This is a genomic window from Devosia sp. Root413D1, assembly GCF_001425235.1.
Classification (GTDB): Bacteria; Pseudomonadota; Alphaproteobacteria; order Rhizobiales; family Devosiaceae; genus Devosia_A.
Window position 1 is genome coordinate 521,486 of the sequence record NZ_LMEA01000011.1, and the last position, 14,091, is coordinate 535,576.

Below are 14,091 nucleotides of genomic sequence, written 5' to 3' on the forward strand. Positions count from 1 at the left end.
CCGACGCAGCACATCCTTTTCCCGTTGCCACTCAACCGATGGGAGACCCCGATGACCCCGACCCGAGCCACCATCCTCGCCGCCCTCGTTGCCGCCCTTGGCCTCACCGCCATGAGCCCGGTCTTCGCTGCCGGTCCCGATCGCCCGCGCAATGACAACCGCACCCTCGAGTTCCGCCGCGATGCCGCCGGTGGCGCCTTCCGCTTCGCCGAGTTCTCCTGCAACAACCGCGCCGTCGACCGGCTGGAGCGCCGCCTCGACCGCATGGCCAACAAGCTTCAGCTGACCAGGGACCAGGAAAAGCTGTTCGAGGATTTCCGCACCTCGGCACTGACCGCGCAGACCGATTTCGCCGACCAGTGCGACACCATCCGCCCCGGCAAGAACGCCAACCGGGGCGAGCGTCCGGACCTGATCCAGCGCCTCGAGCAGCGCCTCAAGTTCGATGAAGCTCGCCTCGCCGCGATGAGCGAACTGCTGCCGCAGTTCAGGAGCTTCTACGAAAGCCTCACCGACACCCAGAAGCGCGAGCTCGCCCCGCGCGGCCACATGCAGGGCAAGTTCCAGCATCAAGGCAAGCACCTGACCCACCGCCCCGCGGCCCCTGGTTTGGACGGCTGACCCCAGTCCCCGCCGGTCCGAGCCCCAACGCGACCGGCCGCGACGCCGTCCCCAAGAGAAGTCCCGGCGCCCCTCCCGCCGGGACTTCTTCCCTTTTTCGCACGGCTGTACCGCCCCCTTTATCCACACGCCGCATTGCCGCGGTCACATCGCTCCGCTAACCATCGGGCATCTGATCTCCCGAGCGCCACTTATGACCGCCCTGCCCCTCGACACCGACCTGATCCGCGCCGAGTTCCCGGCGTTTCGCGAACCGAGCCTCGATGGCTGGGCTTTTTTCGAGAACGCCGGCGGCTCCTACACGTCGCAGCAGGTGCTCGGCCGGCTCGACCACTATTATCGCGCCACCAAGGTGCAGCCCTATGGCTTCTACCCCGCCTCGCGCGAGGCGGGCGCCGCCATGGATCTGGCGCATCGCCGTATGGCGCAGGCGCTCAATGTCGGCATGGACTGGATCCATTTCGGCCCCTCCACCTCCGGCAACACCTATACGCTCGGCCATGCCTTTGCCGGCTGGCTGAAGCCCGGCGACGCCGTCGTCGTCACCAACCAGGATCATGAGGCCAATGGCGGCGCGTGGCGCCGGCTGGCCGATCGGGGCATCGTCATCCGCGAGTGGCAGGTCGACCCGGTCACCGGCCATCTCGATCCCGCCGCGCTCGACAAGCTGCTTGATAGCAAGGTCCGCGCCGTCTGCTTCCCGCACGCCTCCAACATCGTCGGCGAGATCAACCCGGTCCACGAGATCGTCCAGAAGGCCAAGAGCTTTGGCGCCGTCACCGTGGTCGACGGCGTCTCCTATGCACCACATGGCCTGCCCGACCTGCTCGAGCTCGGCTGCGACGTCTACCTGTTCTCCGCCTACAAGGTGTTCGGACCACACCAGGGCGTCATGGCGATCCGCCCCTCGCTGGCCTCGGAGCTCCCCAACCAGGGGCACTTCTTCAACGATACCCAGCCGCGCAAGCGGCTGACGCCGGCCGGCCCCGACCACGCCCAGATCGCCGCCACCGCCGGTGTCGCCGACTATCTCGAGCGGGTTGCCGAGCTCGCCGGCGATCGGGTCGAAGGCGCCAATCCGTTCCGCAAGGCCCACACCGCGATGCGGCTGCAGGAGGAGATCCTCCTCGCCCCGCTGATGGAGTTCCTGCGCTCCAAGAACAATGTCCGCCTCATCGGGCCCACCGATCCGGCAAAGCGCGCGCCGACCATCTCGCTGGCGCTCGGCGAGCTTGCCGTCGAAGCTGCCGACCGCCTGGCCCGCCACAAGATCATGGCCTCAGGCGGGCACTTCTACGCCTACCGCCTGCTCGAAGCCCTCGGCCTCAACCCTGGCCACGGCGTGTTGCGCGTCTCGTTCACCCACTACACTTCCGAAGCCGAAGTGCAGCGGCTGATCGAAGCGCTGGATGCAGAGCTGAAGTAAGGCAGCCGGTCAGGCGCTGTAGCAGGCCGCCGAACGGACCACTTGGCGAGCCGCGTTGAATTCGACCGTTTCGGCAACCAGTTGCCGGCTCTGGTTGCGGTAGAGGATAGTGAGGCACTGGTGGCCGGAGAGCACCGCCTCGAGCTCGAACCGCAGATCCGGTATCGCCGCGAGCCCGCCGCGCCAGTATTCGCGCAACGCCGCAATGCCGACGACACGACCATCACCCAGTCGCCGCAGCGCGAACGGCGACAGGAACACGATCTCGGCCGCGTAGTGGCTGAGGATCCGATCGAGATCCCGCGCGTTCCACGCGGCGACCCATTCCTCGGCAAATGCCTGGTCAGCAGAGTTCATCGAGCGGTTCTCCCATTCGACAATTTTATGTCAGTATTGCTGACATATAATCGGAGTGTGGGCAAGTGATACCCACTGCCGCTTCGCCGCCCCCATCACGCCGGCTGATCGGTCCATCGCCAAAATCCGTTCGACGCGAGGCCGTCGCTCCGGCTACACAGCGCCGATGTCCCGTCCGCTCGCCGTCCTGCTGCTGCTCATTGCCACCGCCATCTGGGGGCTCGCTTTCGTCGCCCAGAAGGCCGCCATGGCGCATATGGGACCGCTCACCTTCAGCGGCACGCGCTTCCTGATCGGCGGCGTGGCGCTGTTGCCCTTCGCGCTCATCGAGCTCCGCCGCAAGGGGCCGGCAGTCGGGCCGTTCACGCCGCGGCTCTGGCTGCAGGTCGCCGTGCTCTGCGCTGCCTTCTTCGCCGGCTCAATCCTGCAGCAATATGGCCTCGCCCAAACCAGCGTCACCAATTCCGGCTTCCTCACCGCGCTCTACGTGCTGTTCGTGCCGCTGATCGCTTTCCTGGTGATCCAGGCAAAACCCCACCCGATCATTTATCTCGGCGCCCCGCTGGCGCTGGTCGGGATTTTCTACCTGAACGGCGGGCGCTTCGAGAGCTTCAACTTCGGCGACCTGCTGGTAGTGATCAGCGCCGTGTTCTGGGGCGGGCACGTCTTCATGCTCGGCCTGCTCACCCGCCAGACCGGCCTGCCGATCGTGCTCTCGGCTATCACCGTGCTCAGTGTCGGCGTCGTCTGTATCGCCTTTGCCTTTGTCTTCGAGGTTCCCGACCTCCAGGGTATTCTCGGCGGCTGGGTGCAGATCCTCTATGTCGGGCTGATGTCCACTGCCGTTGCCTTCACCCTGCAGGCGATCGGTCAGCAGCACGTCCCCTCTGCCAACGCGGCGATCATCCTCTCGGCCGAAAGCCTGTTCGCCGCGCTCGGCGGCGCCCTGCTGCTGGGCGAGCGCCTGCCCCTCATCGGCTATGCCGGCGCGGCGCTGATCTTCTTCGCCATCATCATGGTGGAGGCCATCCCGGCACTGCAGCAGCGCCGGGAAACAAAGCCAGCCTGAGAGCTACTGCACCCGCGTCAGGGTGATCTCGCGGCACACCACGATGTAGGCGCAGGCCTTGACGTTCATGGTGTTGGCGCCATTGAGCGTCAGCGTCGCATCGCCGGTCTGGCCGAACAGGCTGAGCTTGCCCTTCCAGCGCCCCTGCCCGCTCGGCTTCGCCTTGTCGATCAGGTAGGTGTTGAGGTACGGCCGGTTCTTGTCGCTATCCATGTTGCCGCGCAGCGCCACGACCTTGATGCACAGCTGGGCATTGTCCTTGCCGCACATGCTCATCTCGTAGTCGGAGTTCTTGTCCGGGCGCCACATGCCGGTGACATCGACGCCCTGCGCCATGCTCGGCGCGGCCATCGCCGCCGCCATCGCCAAACCCAATCCAGCCTTCCAGAAGGTCTTCATTTGCCTCTCCAGCAGCCCTGCCCGCAGCTCTCCGCTACGGTGCGATAATGTCGCCAATATGAAACCGTTCGTCATCTGCTTGTCACGTCGGCTCAATAGCTTGCGGGTGTCCGGAACGTCCCCATTGTTCCGGCCTAGACCCGGTTGCACCCGCCACTATCGGCAGCCGGACGGTCCTTATGAGCAGGACATCGCCGCCAATTCGTATGTCCTGCGCCGAGCCCCAATTCGGCATTCTTATCGGCCGCCCCCGCCAGGCGGCCGATTTTTTGTTGAGAGCGACCGATTGGCCTCGCCGCCGCCCCTCGCCTGCGGCATGAACAGCCGCATGGCCAAGCTCTACTTCTCCTACTCGGCGATGAACGCCGGCAAGTCGACCCTGCTGCTGCAGGCATCCTACAACTATGTCGAGCGCGGCATGCGCACGCTACTGTTCACTTCCTCGCTCTATGCCGAAGGCGATGTCGGCCGCATCACCTCGCGGCTCGGCATTTCCGCCGATGCCGAAATGTTCAATGGCGAGGACGACCTGTTCCAGCGCGTCAACGATCACCTGCAGGAATCGAAGGTCGATTGCGTCTTCGTCGACGAGGCGCAGTTCCTTACTACCGACCAGGTCTGGCAGCTCGCCCGCGTCGCCGACCGGCTCGATGTGCCGGTGATGTGCTATGGCCTCAGGACCGATTTCCAGGGCAAGCTGTTTCCCGGCTCCTCGGAGCTCCTCGCCGTCGCCGACGAGCTGCGCGAAGTCCGCACTATCTGCTTTTGCGGCCGCAAGGCCACCATGGTGGTGCGCCGCGACACCGAAGGCGGCGCGCTCACCGAGGGCAACCAGGTGTCGATCGAGAAATCGGTCTACGTCTCGCTCTGCCGCCGGCACTGGGAAGAAGAAATCGGCCGCTGGCCGCCGAAAGGACCTCGCGCATGACCGACGCAGCCTCCACCGCCGAGCCCAATGGTGCGCTGACCATCCGCACCCTCGCCATGCCGGCCGACACCAATCCGGCCGGTGACATCTTTGGCGGCTGGGTGCTGAGCCAGATGGATATTGCCGGCTCGATCTGCGCCGTCGAGCGCGTGCAAGGCCGTGTCGCCACCGTGGCAGTCGAAGCCATGACTTTCATCGCGCCGGTCAAGGTCGGCGATGTGCTGTGCGTCTACACCACGATCGAGCGGGTCGGGAACACCTCGATCACCATCGCCATGGAGGCCTGGGCTCGCCGCAACCGGCTCGCCGACCGCGTGAAGGTCACCGAAGGGCGCTTCGTCTACGTCGCCCTCGACGACCAGGGCCAGAAGCGCGTCATCCCACGCTGAACCGACAGCCGTTCAGCACCCGTTCAGCACCACAATCGCAAAGCTTCACCTATCCCGTCCCGGGATGGGTGGCCTCTTCCCCGGGACGATGAGGGAGGCGCTGCGCGAGGGATTCCGCGCGGCGCCTTTCCGCCGCTGATCCTCTTCCATTCCGACCGGTCCGGCCCAAGACTCGATGCCCACCTCCCCCTTGACGGGAGCGGCAGCGACCTAGCGCAGCTCGGAGGGGGTGTGCGGAGCCACAGTCTTTTGCGGCCGGTACCCCGCCAATTTTCCCCCACCCTGTTGCCGGCGCACCCTTCCAACCGTCATGCAGCGGCGCTACGCTTCGTCTCTGATTATTTGGTACGGGGCATTTTCGATGAAGCAGTTGCTCGCCTGCCTGTCTGCACTAGCCCTTCTCGCTCTCGGCACGGCCGCCGCGACCGCGGCGCCGGTGGGCTCGCCCGCCTGGTCGGTCCATCCGCTCATCCTGTTCGAAGGTCCAGGCAAGGCTTACGACGTCACCGGCGAGATCGAAGGTCAGGTCCGCATCTATGTCGATCGTTGCTCCAAGCGGTGGTGCCACGTCCATGCCGGACGCGCCGCCGGCTGGACCAGCCTCTACAACATCGCCTTCGGCAAGGTGATCCGTCACCCCTGGCAACTCGCCCCCATTCCCTACAACTGGGGCGGCCCCGGCACGGTCTGCCTCTATGAAGGCCACAACTTCACCGGCGCCTCGTTCTGCGCCAAGGCCGGCACCAGCGTCCGCGATTTCCTGCTGCTCGACACCGACAACCGCTACTCGTCGGTCCGTATCGAGGGCAACGTCTCGGTGGACCTCTGCCGCGACCGCGAGTTCCATAGCTATTGCGAACGCGTCAACGACAGCCGGACCAGCCTGCACGGCTTCCTCGACAACAATGTGAGTTCGATGCGGGTCTATTGAGTTTCGCCTGCCACGCTCAGTAACGACCGGCCCGCTGCCTGCCCGGTGCGGGCCGTTTGTTTTGCAATTCAGTCGATTTCGCCTCGAATCGCGAATACTGCTGTTTGTCGGCAGCGTTCGGCGCGCGGCACCTGATGCCCTGCTGATCTCGCGCCGCGGCACCGATCCCGGTGCCGTCAATCAGGGAACATCCTCATGAAGCGTCTCCACCTCGTCGCCGCCGCAGCGCTGGCCGCGCTTGTCGGCCTTGCCGTCGCGCCTGCCTTCGCTGCGCCCAATGCCCACATGCTGCAGGACTCCAACGTCCGCAAGACCGCCAACCCGAACTCGCCGGTGGTCAACTCGGTCGCAGCAGGCCAGCTCGTCACCGTGCTCGATTGCCAGGGCACCGTCTGCCTGATCCAGATCCCGGGCCCCGATGGCTGGGTGCGCCAGAACCGCCTCGGCGGGCTCAACAAGGGTAAGCCCGCGTCCAACGTGCCGTTCAGCTTCAGCTTCGGTGTCGGCGGCGACGGCAAGCCGTCGATCTCGATCGGCATCGGCAACCAGCCCAAGCCGCAGCCCCTGCCCGAGCCGGAAGAAGAAGACCAGGTCTGCTTCTACAAGAACGCCAATTTCAACGGCGCGAGCTTCTGCGTCGAGCCCGGCGACAGCGACGATGCGCTGGGCGGCAGCTGGAACGACTCGATCTCCTCGATCGAGGTGTTCGGCGATGCCGACGTGCTGGTCTGCCGCGATTTCGACCTCGAAGGCATCTGCGCCGACATCAGCTCGTCCAAGGCGTCGCTGCCCAAGCAGCTCAACAACGCCATCTCGTCCTACGAAGTTAACTGACGCTTCACCATACTGAGAGCCGAACGCCGCCCAGGGGAGGAACTCCCGGGGCGGCGTTTGCATTTTAGGCGCAATCGACACGAATGCATGGAACTCCCTTGCGTTCGGGCCGTTTCGGCCTCGCGGCGACAATCGATAAATGCCCCAAAGCGTCACAAAGAGAGGACTATTCATGCATCCCATCAAACTGGCAGGAGCCGCCACCGTGCTGCTCGGCTCGCTGTTCTTCGCCGGTGCGGCCAACGCCGCCGTCGCCACCAGCACTGTCAATGTTCGTGCCGCGCCGGTGAACGGCGCCGTGGTCGATGTGCTGCGCCCCGGCCAACAGGTCGAGATCGATCGCTGCTCCGGGGGCTGGTGCTACGTGATCAAGCAGGGTCCGGATGGCTGGGTCTCCGCCAGCTTCCTCAGCGACGACGATTCCGGCTTCGACGATGAGGACGATATCGATACCCGCGTCATCGTTCCCGATCGTCCGGGCCCGAGCAGGCCGGATGTCGATGTAAGCATCGGCTTCGACGTCCCCGGCTTCAGCTTCCAGATCGGTTCGGGCGGCTTCGACATGCGGCCCGGCCGTCCGGGTGGCAACCGCGACCGCGTCTGCTTCTACGAGAACACCAATTTCCGCGGCGACAGCTTCTGCGCCCGTCCAGGCGAGCGCCTCGCCCGTCTCGGCCGCTGGGACGATTCGATCCGCTCGATCGAAATCCGCGGCGATGCGCAGGCCCTGGTCTGCGAGCGCGCCAACTTCAACGGCCGCTGCATCGTGATCTCACGCAGCGTGCCGAACCTGCGCGGTGCCAACGACAATATCAGCTCGCTGCGCGTCCGCTGAGCGCCGCCTGACTGAACACAAAGCGCCGCCCCGGCTTATTGCCCGGGGCGGCGTTTTGCTTCTTGCACCTAGCGCCGGAAGATCGCGTCGAGCAACTGTCGCTCGATCCGCGCCAGGTCCTCGGCGCCCCGCAACCGCGGACGCTCGTGCTCGACCAGGATGTCGAGCACGATATGCCCCTCGTCGAGGACGATCACCCGGTCGGCCAGCGCCACCGCCTCGCCGACATCGTGGGTGACGAACAGCGCGGTAAACCCCTGCTCCCGCCACACCCGCTCGACCAGCCCCTGCATGGTGATGCGGGTCAGCGCATCGAGCGCTCCGAGCGGCTCATCGAGCGCCAGGAAATCCGGCCGGCTGACCAGCGCACGCGCCAGCGCCACACGCTGCCGCTGCCCGCCGGAGAGTTGCGCCGGCCAGTCGCCAGCCTTCTCGTCGAGCTGCACCTCGCGCAGTGCCGCCAGCGACTTCTCCTTGGCCGGGCGGCCGCCCTGGCCCGGCCCCAGGCCCACCGCGACATTGCCGGCGACGCGCTCCCACGGCAGCAGCCGCGGCTCCTGGAACACGATCCGGGCATTCGGCGTCACTGCCTCGCCGCCCGGACCGGTGAAGGTGATGCGCCCGCCGGTCGGCTCGTCGAGACCGGTGAGCAGCCGCAGCAACGTGCTCTTGCCGCAGCCGCTCTTACCGACGATGGCGAGGAACTGCCCTGCGGGCACCTCGAGATCGAGCTGGCGCAGCACCGGCACGCTGCCGAACGACTTATCCAGCCCCTCGATGCGGATGCCCACCGCACTGCCGCGCTCTGCCGTGGGCGCCGGTGCCTGCGGACCGTACTCCGGCTCGATCCCCTTGCCCCAGGCGTTGAACTTGCGGGCCTGCTGAATCTGGCTCATCGGATCACCCTTTCGCCGGCGTTTGGAACGCCGGGTGCCATTGCAGTGTCCGCCGTTCGAGGAACCGCGCCGTCGCATCGGCCAGCTTGCCGAGCAGCGCGTAGATCACCAGCGCCAGCACCACGACATCGGTCATCATGAACTCGCGCGCCGAGTTGGCCATGTGCCCGATGCCTGAGGAGGCCGCCATGGTTTCGGCGACGATCAGCGTCAGCCACATGATGCCGAGCGAGAACCTCAGGCCCACGAAGATCGAGGGCAGCGCGCCTGGGAAGATCACCTTGCGGAACAAGGTCCAGCCGTTCATCCCATAGACCCGCCCCATCTCGATCAGTTGCGGATCGACCGTCCGCACCCCGTGCAACGTGTTGAGATAGATCGGGAAGAACACCCCGAGCGAGGTGAGGAACAGCTTCGCCTCTTCGCCGATGCCGAACCACAGGATCACCAGCGGGATCAGCGCCAGGTTGGGAATGGTGCGGATCATCTGCAGCGTCGTATCGGTCAGCCGGTGCGACAGGCTGGAAACACCGTTGGCGATCCCCAGGAGGAAGCCGATCGAGCCGCCGACGAACAACCCCGACAGCGCCCGCTGCGCGCTGACCGCGATATTGACCCCGAGCTCGCCCGAAATCGTCTTGTCCCAGAAGGCCCGAAGCACATCCAGCGGCGCCGGCATCAGCCGGTTGCCGATCAGTCCCAGGCTCGACGCCGTCTGCCAGGCGACGACGATGGCCACCGGCAGCAGCAGCGGCAGCGCACCGGCCAGCCGGGAAGAAATCCACCGTCCCGCCTGGCGCAGGTTTGGCCCGCCCGGCAAGGCGGCCGGTTTGGGAAGCTCGGCAACCAGCGTCATTTCGTGTCTCCCTGAAAGCGCGACAAATCAAAGGCCTCAGGCATTTCGTCGTTTCGGCGAAACGGCGGAATGCTCTAGAGCTCCGGCGCGTGCCAGAAGACCTCGGCGATCGAAAGCTTCCTGGGCAGGATCCCCAGCCCGAAGAACTCGTCGGCTAGCGCCTGCTGGTAGGTGAGGATGCTGTCGTCGAGCGGTTGGATGGCGCCGAGGTCGGCGCCCTTGCGGGTCAGCGCGATCTTCTGGATCGGTTCGGGCACCCCGGTCACCGCCGAGATCTCGCCGACCGTGGCCTCGATATTGGCCTGCGCCGCCTTGCCGACCCTCGCCAGCTCGTCGATCACCTCGGCGAGGATGGTCGGGTTCTCCTTGGCGTAGCCGCCATTGGCCAGGTAGTAGCCCCAGGAGTCGACGATGCCTTCGGTCGTCACCAGCACGCGCGTATCCGGCGCCTGTTCGGCGATCGCATAATAGGGGTCCCAGATGATCCAGGCGTCGATCTGGTTGCTGGCGAAGGCCGGCGCCGCATCCGGCGGCCCCAGATCCAGCGCCTCGACATCGGCCGGCGTCAGCCCGACCGTGCGCAGCGCCTTGACTGCAAAATTATGCGCACTGGAGCCGCGCTTGAACGCCACCTTCTTGTCCTTCAGGTCGGCGATCGACTGGATCGGCGAGTCCTTTTTGACGAGGATGGCTGAACCGGCGACGCTGCTCTTGCTGGCCGCCACATAGACCAGGTCGCCACCGGCAGCCTGGGCGAACAGCGGCGGGATGTCGCCGGTCGAGCCGAAATCGATCGCGTTGGCGCCCAGCGCCTCGAGCAGCGGCGGCCCCGAGGTGAACTCGGACCAGGTGATCTTGACGCCGCGCGCTTCGAGCCGCTTGTCGAGCGCCCCCGACGATTTGGCGAGCGCAAAGACCCCACCCTTCTGCCAACCGATGCGGAATTCCTTGGCGGTATCCTCGGCCCGTGCCACGCCGGGCACGAGGCTCAGCGCCGACGCCGCGGCGAATAGCTTCAGTGTCGATCTGCGATCGATCATCGTCGTCTCCATCAGAAACAGGTTGAAATCAGGCGATGGCGCGCTGCGGCTCGGCCGCCTCGACGCGCTTGCCCTGCAGCCGCCAGTCGAGTTCCTCGGCCGCCCGTTCGATCCCCTTCAGCAGGCCGGGGCTATGCGGCTGGTAGTCGGCGAAATCCGGCTCGCTGGCATAGATGCCGGTAGCGATGATGTCGGCCGAAAAGAATGCGAATAGCGGCCTCAGCCCGTGGTCGATCGCCAGCGCGTGCCGCTCGCTGCCGCCGGTTGCCGAAAGCACGATCGGCTTGCCCTTCAGCGCCTTGGGCTCGATCAGGTCGAACAGGTGCTTGAACAGCCCGGCATAGGTGCCTTTGTAGATCGGCGAGCCGACCACCAGCGCGTCCGCGGCGGTGATCGTTGCGATCAGCTGCGCGAGATCGGCCGGCGCCGAGCGCGGATCGAGGGTCGAGCCCAGCGAGGGCTGGATCTCCTGCAGATCGAAGATCGAGACCTTAGCTCCCGAACGCTGCGCCGCCGCATCGGCGATCGCTTCCACCAGGTTGCGCGTCCGCGACGGTCGCGACGAGCTGCCGGCAAATCCGACAATATTCAGCCCGGCCATCAGGCGCTCCTCTGGGTCTGCGCCGCAGCGCGTTCGACGAAACGATTGACCGGCCGCGCGAGCCCGAGATTTTCCCTGAGCGTCGCGCCTTCATATTCGGTGCGGAACCAGCCGCGCCGCTGCAGCACCGGCACCACCTGGTCGACGAAGTCGGTGAGCCCGGTGGGCAGCACCGGTGGCATGATGTTGAAGCCGTCAGCCGCCCCGCCGTGGAACCACTCTCCGATGGCGTCGGCCACCTGCTCGGGCGTTCCGACCACCGTCCGGTGGCCGCGCGCCGTGGCCAGTGACAAATAGAGTTCTCGCAGGCTGAGGCCGCGCGCCGCGAGGTCCGACACCAGCTTCAGCCGGCTCTTGTTGAGTTCGGTATTGGTGGGCAGCGGCGGCGCCTTGTCGTCGAGCGAGTAGCCCGACAGGTCGACCCCGACATAATATTGCTTGAGGATCGACCAGGCGATCGTCGGGTGCACCAGCGACTGGATGAACTCGTAGTTCTCCTGCGCCTCTTTCTCCGTTCCACCCAGCACCGCGAAGATGCCCGGCATGATCAGCAGTTGTTCCGGCCGGCGGCCGAATTTGGCGAGCCGCCCCTTGATGTCGGAATAGAACTCCTGGGCATCTTCCAGCGTCTGGTTGGCGGTGAAGATCACCTCGGCGGTGCGCGCCGCCAGTTCCCGACCCGGCTCCGAGGCGCCGGCCTGCACCACCACCGGTCGGCCCTGCGGTGAACGGGCGACGTTCAGCGGCCCGGCGACATCGAAGAACTTGCCGTGGTGATTGACCTTGTGGACCTTGTCGGGGTCGAGAAAGATCCCGCTCGCTTTGTCGCGGATCAGCGCATCATCCTCGTAGGAGTCCCACAGGTCGAGCACCAGATCGACGACTTCCTCGGCCCGCTGGTAGCGGTTGGCATGCGCCGGATGGCCAGCAATCGAGAAGTTCTTCGACACGTCGGCGCCGGTCGTCACCACGTTCCATGCGGCGCGGCCTTTCGAGATATGGTCGAGCGAGGCGAATTTGCGGGCGAGGAGATAGGGATCCTCATAGGTGGTCGACGCCGTTGCGACGAAGCCGATCCGCTCGGTCACCTGCGACAGCGCCGACCACAGCGTCACCGGCTCGAAATGCGCCGAATGGCTGACCCGGCTGCGCGTCTCGGCGTCCTTGTCGCCATCCCAGCCGGCCGGACTATCGGCAACGAACACCAGGTCGAACTTGCCGCGCTCGGCCGTCTCGGCGAGGCCGCGATAGTGGTCGATGCTGTGTCCGGCATCGGCGTCCGAATCCGGGTGCCGCCAGGCCGCGATATGATGCCCGGTCGCCATGATGAAGGCGCCGAGCTTGAGCTGTCTGTCCTCGGTGGTCATTTCGACATCGGTCCCCCGGTGCCGCGCTCCATGCTCGGCAATGAGACTTTAGACTACTAATTCAATATACAATGTCGACTGATGGCTTTGCGCCGATCGCTGGGTTCGTGAGCTTTTTTTGCCCGCACAATCGCCTTGCCGGGGAACGGACGGTCGGATGCGGTTCCTGAACCATTTCTGCAACCGACGTTCAGCGCTCTGTCAGCTGGGCTGTGATGCACTGCTCCTAAGCTGCCGAGTCGGTGGCACTGAGGGGGCACATCTCAGTTCATTTCTCCCATCGAGCTGCGACGCTCGATAGCCCGTGAGGCGGGGCGCCTCCCCTCCCTCACGACGCGGACCCGGCCCGCCGCACGGTGTCGGGTCCGCTACCTCGCGCAATTGACATCGCTCCCGAGTCCACGCTCTATGCGCCGGTTCAAGGTTCCTCGGCGGCCGCCAAGCCAACGGGGATTAAAAGGGAACACGGTGCGACGTACCCATCAGGGCGCAAAACCGTGGCTGCCCCCGCAACTGTAAGCGGCGAGCTCTTCCGTAGACACCACTGACCCGACGGGTTGGGAAGGTTCGGAGGCGCTGTGACCCGCGAGCCAGGAGACCTGCCTCGACAGCTCACTGTAACCCGGCCGGGGTGTGCCGAGGGGAACGTCGATGGCGCTACGACTACGCATCGCAGCTCGCATTTTGATCGGTTCGCCCGTCAGCCCTCGCCTATGCGCGGAGGCCTCCGATGGAGCTTGCCCGATCCCTCGTCGGCTCTAGCCCGGCCGCCCTCACGGTCGAAGGCCTGAGCTGGGGCCCGTCGCATCGCGCCCCGATCGTCCGCGATCTGAGCTTTGTCGTCGCGCCCGGCGAGATGCTGGCGCTGGTCGGCCCCAACGGCGCCGGCAAATCCAGCCTGCTGCGCTGCCTCTACCGCTATCACCGCCCCACCGCCGGTACGGTCCGCCTCGATGGTGTCGACCTGTGGTCGCTGCCGCCCCGCGCCACCGCCCGCCGCATCGCCACCGTGCTGCAGGAGCCGGCCTCGGATTTCGGCCTCAGCGTCGCCGAAATCATCGAGCTCGGCCTCACCCCGCACCAGCATGACGGGTCACCACATGGTTACGCATCGGTCGAAGCCGCGCTGGAGTTGCTCGGCCTCGCGCCGCTGGCCGCCCGCGATTTCGCCTCGCTTTCCGGCGGCGAGAAGCAGCGCGTCATGCTTGCCCGCGCCCTGGTGCAGAAACCGGACCTGCTGATCCTCGACGAGCCCACCAACCACCTCGATATCCGCCATCAGCTCGAAGTGCTGGCGCTACTCGCGGCGCTGCCCACCACCATCATCGTCTCGCTGCACGACCTGGCGCTCGCTTCGGCCCATGCCGATCGCGTGCTGGTCATCGCCGATGGCCGGCAGGCAGCGCTCGGCCCACCGCTGGAGATTCTGACGCCGGCGGCCATCCGGGAGACTTTTGCCGTCGAGACCGCCATCGACAGCCATCCGGCTACCGGCCGCCCCCGCTTTTCCTTTCATCTCGAACCACGCCGCTAACGGAGATC

At 65.9% G+C, this 14,091-nt stretch carries 16 protein-coding genes and 1 riboswitch; of the genes, 9 read left to right on the forward strand and 7 right to left on the reverse strand.

All coding sequences use genetic code 11. The features are described 5' to 3' along the window. Window positions 1–51: 51 nt before the first annotated feature. Window positions 52–621, forward strand: a complete 570-nt coding sequence (locus ASC89_RS19830; RefSeq protein ID WP_056000985.1) for a Spy/CpxP family protein refolding chaperone — start codon at window positions 52–54, stop codon at window positions 619–621. Between the two features lie 193 nt (window positions 622–814). After that, window positions 815–2,047 carry an aminotransferase class V-fold PLP-dependent enzyme gene (locus ASC89_RS19835; protein ID WP_200940464.1) on the forward strand — a complete coding sequence of 411 codons (1,233 nt, stop codon included), beginning with the start codon at window positions 815–817 and terminating at the stop codon, window positions 2,045–2,047. Window positions 2,048–2,056: 9 nt separating this feature from the next. Here the strand turns inward: ASC89_RS19835 and ASC89_RS19840 are convergent, their stop codons facing one another. Next, window positions 2,057–2,404 carry a nuclear transport factor 2 family protein gene (locus ASC89_RS19840; protein ID WP_055880565.1) on the reverse strand — a complete coding sequence of 116 codons (348 nt, stop codon included), beginning with the start codon at window positions 2,402–2,404 and terminating at the stop codon, window positions 2,057–2,059. A 166-nt stretch (window positions 2,405–2,570) separates the two neighbouring features. Between ASC89_RS19840 and ASC89_RS19845 the strand changes: the two genes are divergently transcribed. Then, window positions 2,571–3,473 (forward strand): DMT family transporter, encoded by a 903-nt coding sequence (locus tag ASC89_RS19845; protein WP_056000988.1) that lies wholly within the window; start codon window positions 2,571–2,573, stop codon window positions 3,471–3,473. A gap of 3 nt (window positions 3,474–3,476) precedes the next feature. Here the strand turns inward: ASC89_RS19845 and ASC89_RS19850 are convergent, their stop codons facing one another. After that, a complete protein-coding gene (locus ASC89_RS19850) occupies window positions 3,477–3,872 on the reverse strand; it encodes a DUF2147 domain-containing protein (RefSeq protein ID WP_055880570.1) in 396 nt (131 codons plus the stop codon). 328 nt (window positions 3,873–4,200) lie between these two features. On the opposite strand from ASC89_RS19850, the gene ASC89_RS19855 reads away from it, so the two are divergent. From ASC89_RS19855 to ASC89_RS19875, 5 genes are all read left to right on the forward strand, one after another. Continuing rightward, complete coding sequence (locus ASC89_RS19855) at window positions 4,201–4,800, forward strand: thymidine kinase (RefSeq protein WP_056001947.1); 600 nt, start codon at window positions 4,201–4,203, stop codon at window positions 4,798–4,800. After that, a complete protein-coding gene (locus ASC89_RS19860) occupies window positions 4,797–5,189 on the forward strand; it encodes an acyl-CoA thioesterase (protein WP_056000991.1) in 393 nt (130 codons plus the stop codon). The genes ASC89_RS19855 and ASC89_RS19860 overlap by 4 nt, the downstream gene beginning before the upstream one ends. A 361-nt stretch (window positions 5,190–5,550) precedes the next feature. Next, complete coding sequence (locus tag ASC89_RS19865; protein ID WP_056000994.1) at window positions 5,551–6,120, forward strand: peptidase inhibitor family I36 protein; 570 nt, start codon at window positions 5,551–5,553, stop codon at window positions 6,118–6,120. Window positions 6,121–6,315: 195 nt separating this feature from the next. Continuing rightward, window positions 6,316–6,954 carry a peptidase inhibitor family I36 protein gene (locus ASC89_RS19870; protein WP_056001003.1) on the forward strand — a complete coding sequence of 213 codons (639 nt, stop codon included), beginning with the start codon at window positions 6,316–6,318 and terminating at the stop codon, window positions 6,952–6,954. Window positions 6,955–7,126: 172 nt separating this feature from the next. Beyond that, window positions 7,127–7,789: an SH3 domain-containing protein gene (locus tag ASC89_RS19875; RefSeq protein WP_056001006.1), complete on the forward strand. Its 663-nt coding sequence runs from the start codon at window positions 7,127–7,129 to the stop codon at window positions 7,787–7,789. Between the two features lie 68 nt (window positions 7,790–7,857). On the opposite strand, the gene ASC89_RS19880 is transcribed toward ASC89_RS19875, so the two are convergent. The 5 genes from ASC89_RS19880 to ASC89_RS19900 form a co-directional block, all read right to left on the reverse strand. Beyond that, window positions 7,858–8,685, reverse strand: coding sequence for an ABC transporter ATP-binding protein (locus ASC89_RS19880; RefSeq protein ID WP_056001009.1), 828 nt, complete (start codon window positions 8,683–8,685; stop codon window positions 7,858–7,860). Window positions 8,686–8,689: 4 nt separating this feature from the next. Next, window positions 8,690–9,541, reverse strand: coding sequence for an ABC transporter permease subunit (locus ASC89_RS19885; RefSeq protein ID WP_082533483.1), 852 nt, complete (start codon window positions 9,539–9,541; stop codon window positions 8,690–8,692). A gap of 74 nt (window positions 9,542–9,615) precedes the next feature. Beyond that, window positions 9,616–10,581 carry an aliphatic sulfonate ABC transporter substrate-binding protein gene (locus tag ASC89_RS19890; RefSeq protein WP_056001012.1) on the reverse strand — a complete coding sequence of 322 codons (966 nt, stop codon included), beginning with the start codon at window positions 10,579–10,581 and terminating at the stop codon, window positions 9,616–9,618. A 28-nt stretch (window positions 10,582–10,609) separates the two neighbouring features. Next, window positions 10,610–11,182: an NAD(P)H-dependent oxidoreductase gene (locus ASC89_RS19895; protein WP_056001015.1), complete on the reverse strand. Its 573-nt coding sequence runs from the start codon at window positions 11,180–11,182 to the stop codon at window positions 10,610–10,612. Then, window positions 11,182–12,549 carry an LLM class flavin-dependent oxidoreductase gene (locus tag ASC89_RS19900; RefSeq protein WP_056001018.1) on the reverse strand — a complete coding sequence of 456 codons (1,368 nt, stop codon included), beginning with the start codon at window positions 12,547–12,549 and terminating at the stop codon, window positions 11,182–11,184. The genes ASC89_RS19895 and ASC89_RS19900 overlap by 1 nt, the downstream gene beginning before the upstream one ends. Window positions 12,550–12,953: 404 nt before the next feature. Beyond that, window positions 12,954–13,171: riboswitch (cobalamin riboswitch) on the forward strand. 108 nt (window positions 13,172–13,279) lie between these two features. Between ASC89_RS19900 and ASC89_RS19905 the strand changes: the two genes are divergently transcribed. After that, window positions 13,280–14,083 carry an ABC transporter ATP-binding protein gene (locus tag ASC89_RS19905; RefSeq protein WP_056001020.1) on the forward strand — a complete coding sequence of 268 codons (804 nt, stop codon included), beginning with the start codon at window positions 13,280–13,282 and terminating at the stop codon, window positions 14,081–14,083. Window positions 14,084–14,091 lie beyond the last annotated feature (8 nt).

What these genes read in the sequence shown, in the direction of transcription:
- ASC89_RS19850 (WP_055880570.1), bottom strand. Translation starts at nt 3,872, where the DNA reads ATGAAGACCTTCTGGAAGGCTGGATTGGGTTTGGCGATGGCGGCGGCG.
- ASC89_RS19860 (WP_056000991.1), top strand. Translation starts at nt 4,797, where the DNA reads ATGACCGACGCAGCCTCCACCGCCGAGCCCAATGGTGCGCTGACCATC.
- ASC89_RS19895 (WP_056001015.1), bottom strand. Translation starts at nt 11,182, where the DNA reads ATGGCCGGGCTGAATATTGTCGGATTTGCCGGCAGCTCGTCGCGACCG.
- ASC89_RS19880 (WP_056001009.1), bottom strand. Translation starts at nt 8,685, where the DNA reads ATGAGCCAGATTCAGCAGGCCCGCAAGTTCAACGCCTGGGGCAAGGGG.
- ASC89_RS19855 (WP_056001947.1), top strand. Translation starts at nt 4,201, where the DNA reads ATGGCCAAGCTCTACTTCTCCTACTCGGCGATGAACGCCGGCAAGTCG.
- ASC89_RS19835 (WP_200940464.1), top strand. Translation starts at nt 815, where the DNA reads ATGACCGCCCTGCCCCTCGACACCGACCTGATCCGCGCCGAGTTCCCG.
- ASC89_RS19845 (WP_056000988.1), top strand. Translation starts at nt 2,571, where the DNA reads ATGTCCCGTCCGCTCGCCGTCCTGCTGCTGCTCATTGCCACCGCCATC.
- ASC89_RS19870 (WP_056001003.1), top strand. Translation starts at nt 6,316, where the DNA reads ATGAAGCGTCTCCACCTCGTCGCCGCCGCAGCGCTGGCCGCGCTTGTC.
- ASC89_RS19840 (WP_055880565.1), bottom strand. Translation starts at nt 2,404, where the DNA reads ATGAACTCTGCTGACCAGGCATTTGCCGAGGAATGGGTCGCCGCGTGG.
- ASC89_RS19890 (WP_056001012.1), bottom strand. Translation starts at nt 10,581, where the DNA reads ATGATCGATCGCAGATCGACACTGAAGCTATTCGCCGCGGCGTCGGCG.
- ASC89_RS19905 (WP_056001020.1), top strand. Translation starts at nt 13,280, where the DNA reads ATGGAGCTTGCCCGATCCCTCGTCGGCTCTAGCCCGGCCGCCCTCACG.
- ASC89_RS19875 (WP_056001006.1), top strand. Translation starts at nt 7,127, where the DNA reads ATGCATCCCATCAAACTGGCAGGAGCCGCCACCGTGCTGCTCGGCTCG.
- ASC89_RS19900 (WP_056001018.1), bottom strand. Translation starts at nt 12,549, where the DNA reads ATGACCACCGAGGACAGACAGCTCAAGCTCGGCGCCTTCATCATGGCG.
- ASC89_RS19865 (WP_056000994.1), top strand. Translation starts at nt 5,551, where the DNA reads ATGAAGCAGTTGCTCGCCTGCCTGTCTGCACTAGCCCTTCTCGCTCTC.
- ASC89_RS19885 (WP_082533483.1), bottom strand. Translation starts at nt 9,541, where the DNA reads ATGACGCTGGTTGCCGAGCTTCCCAAACCGGCCGCCTTGCCGGGCGGG.
- ASC89_RS19830 (WP_056000985.1), top strand. Translation starts at nt 52, where the DNA reads ATGACCCCGACCCGAGCCACCATCCTCGCCGCCCTCGTTGCCGCCCTT.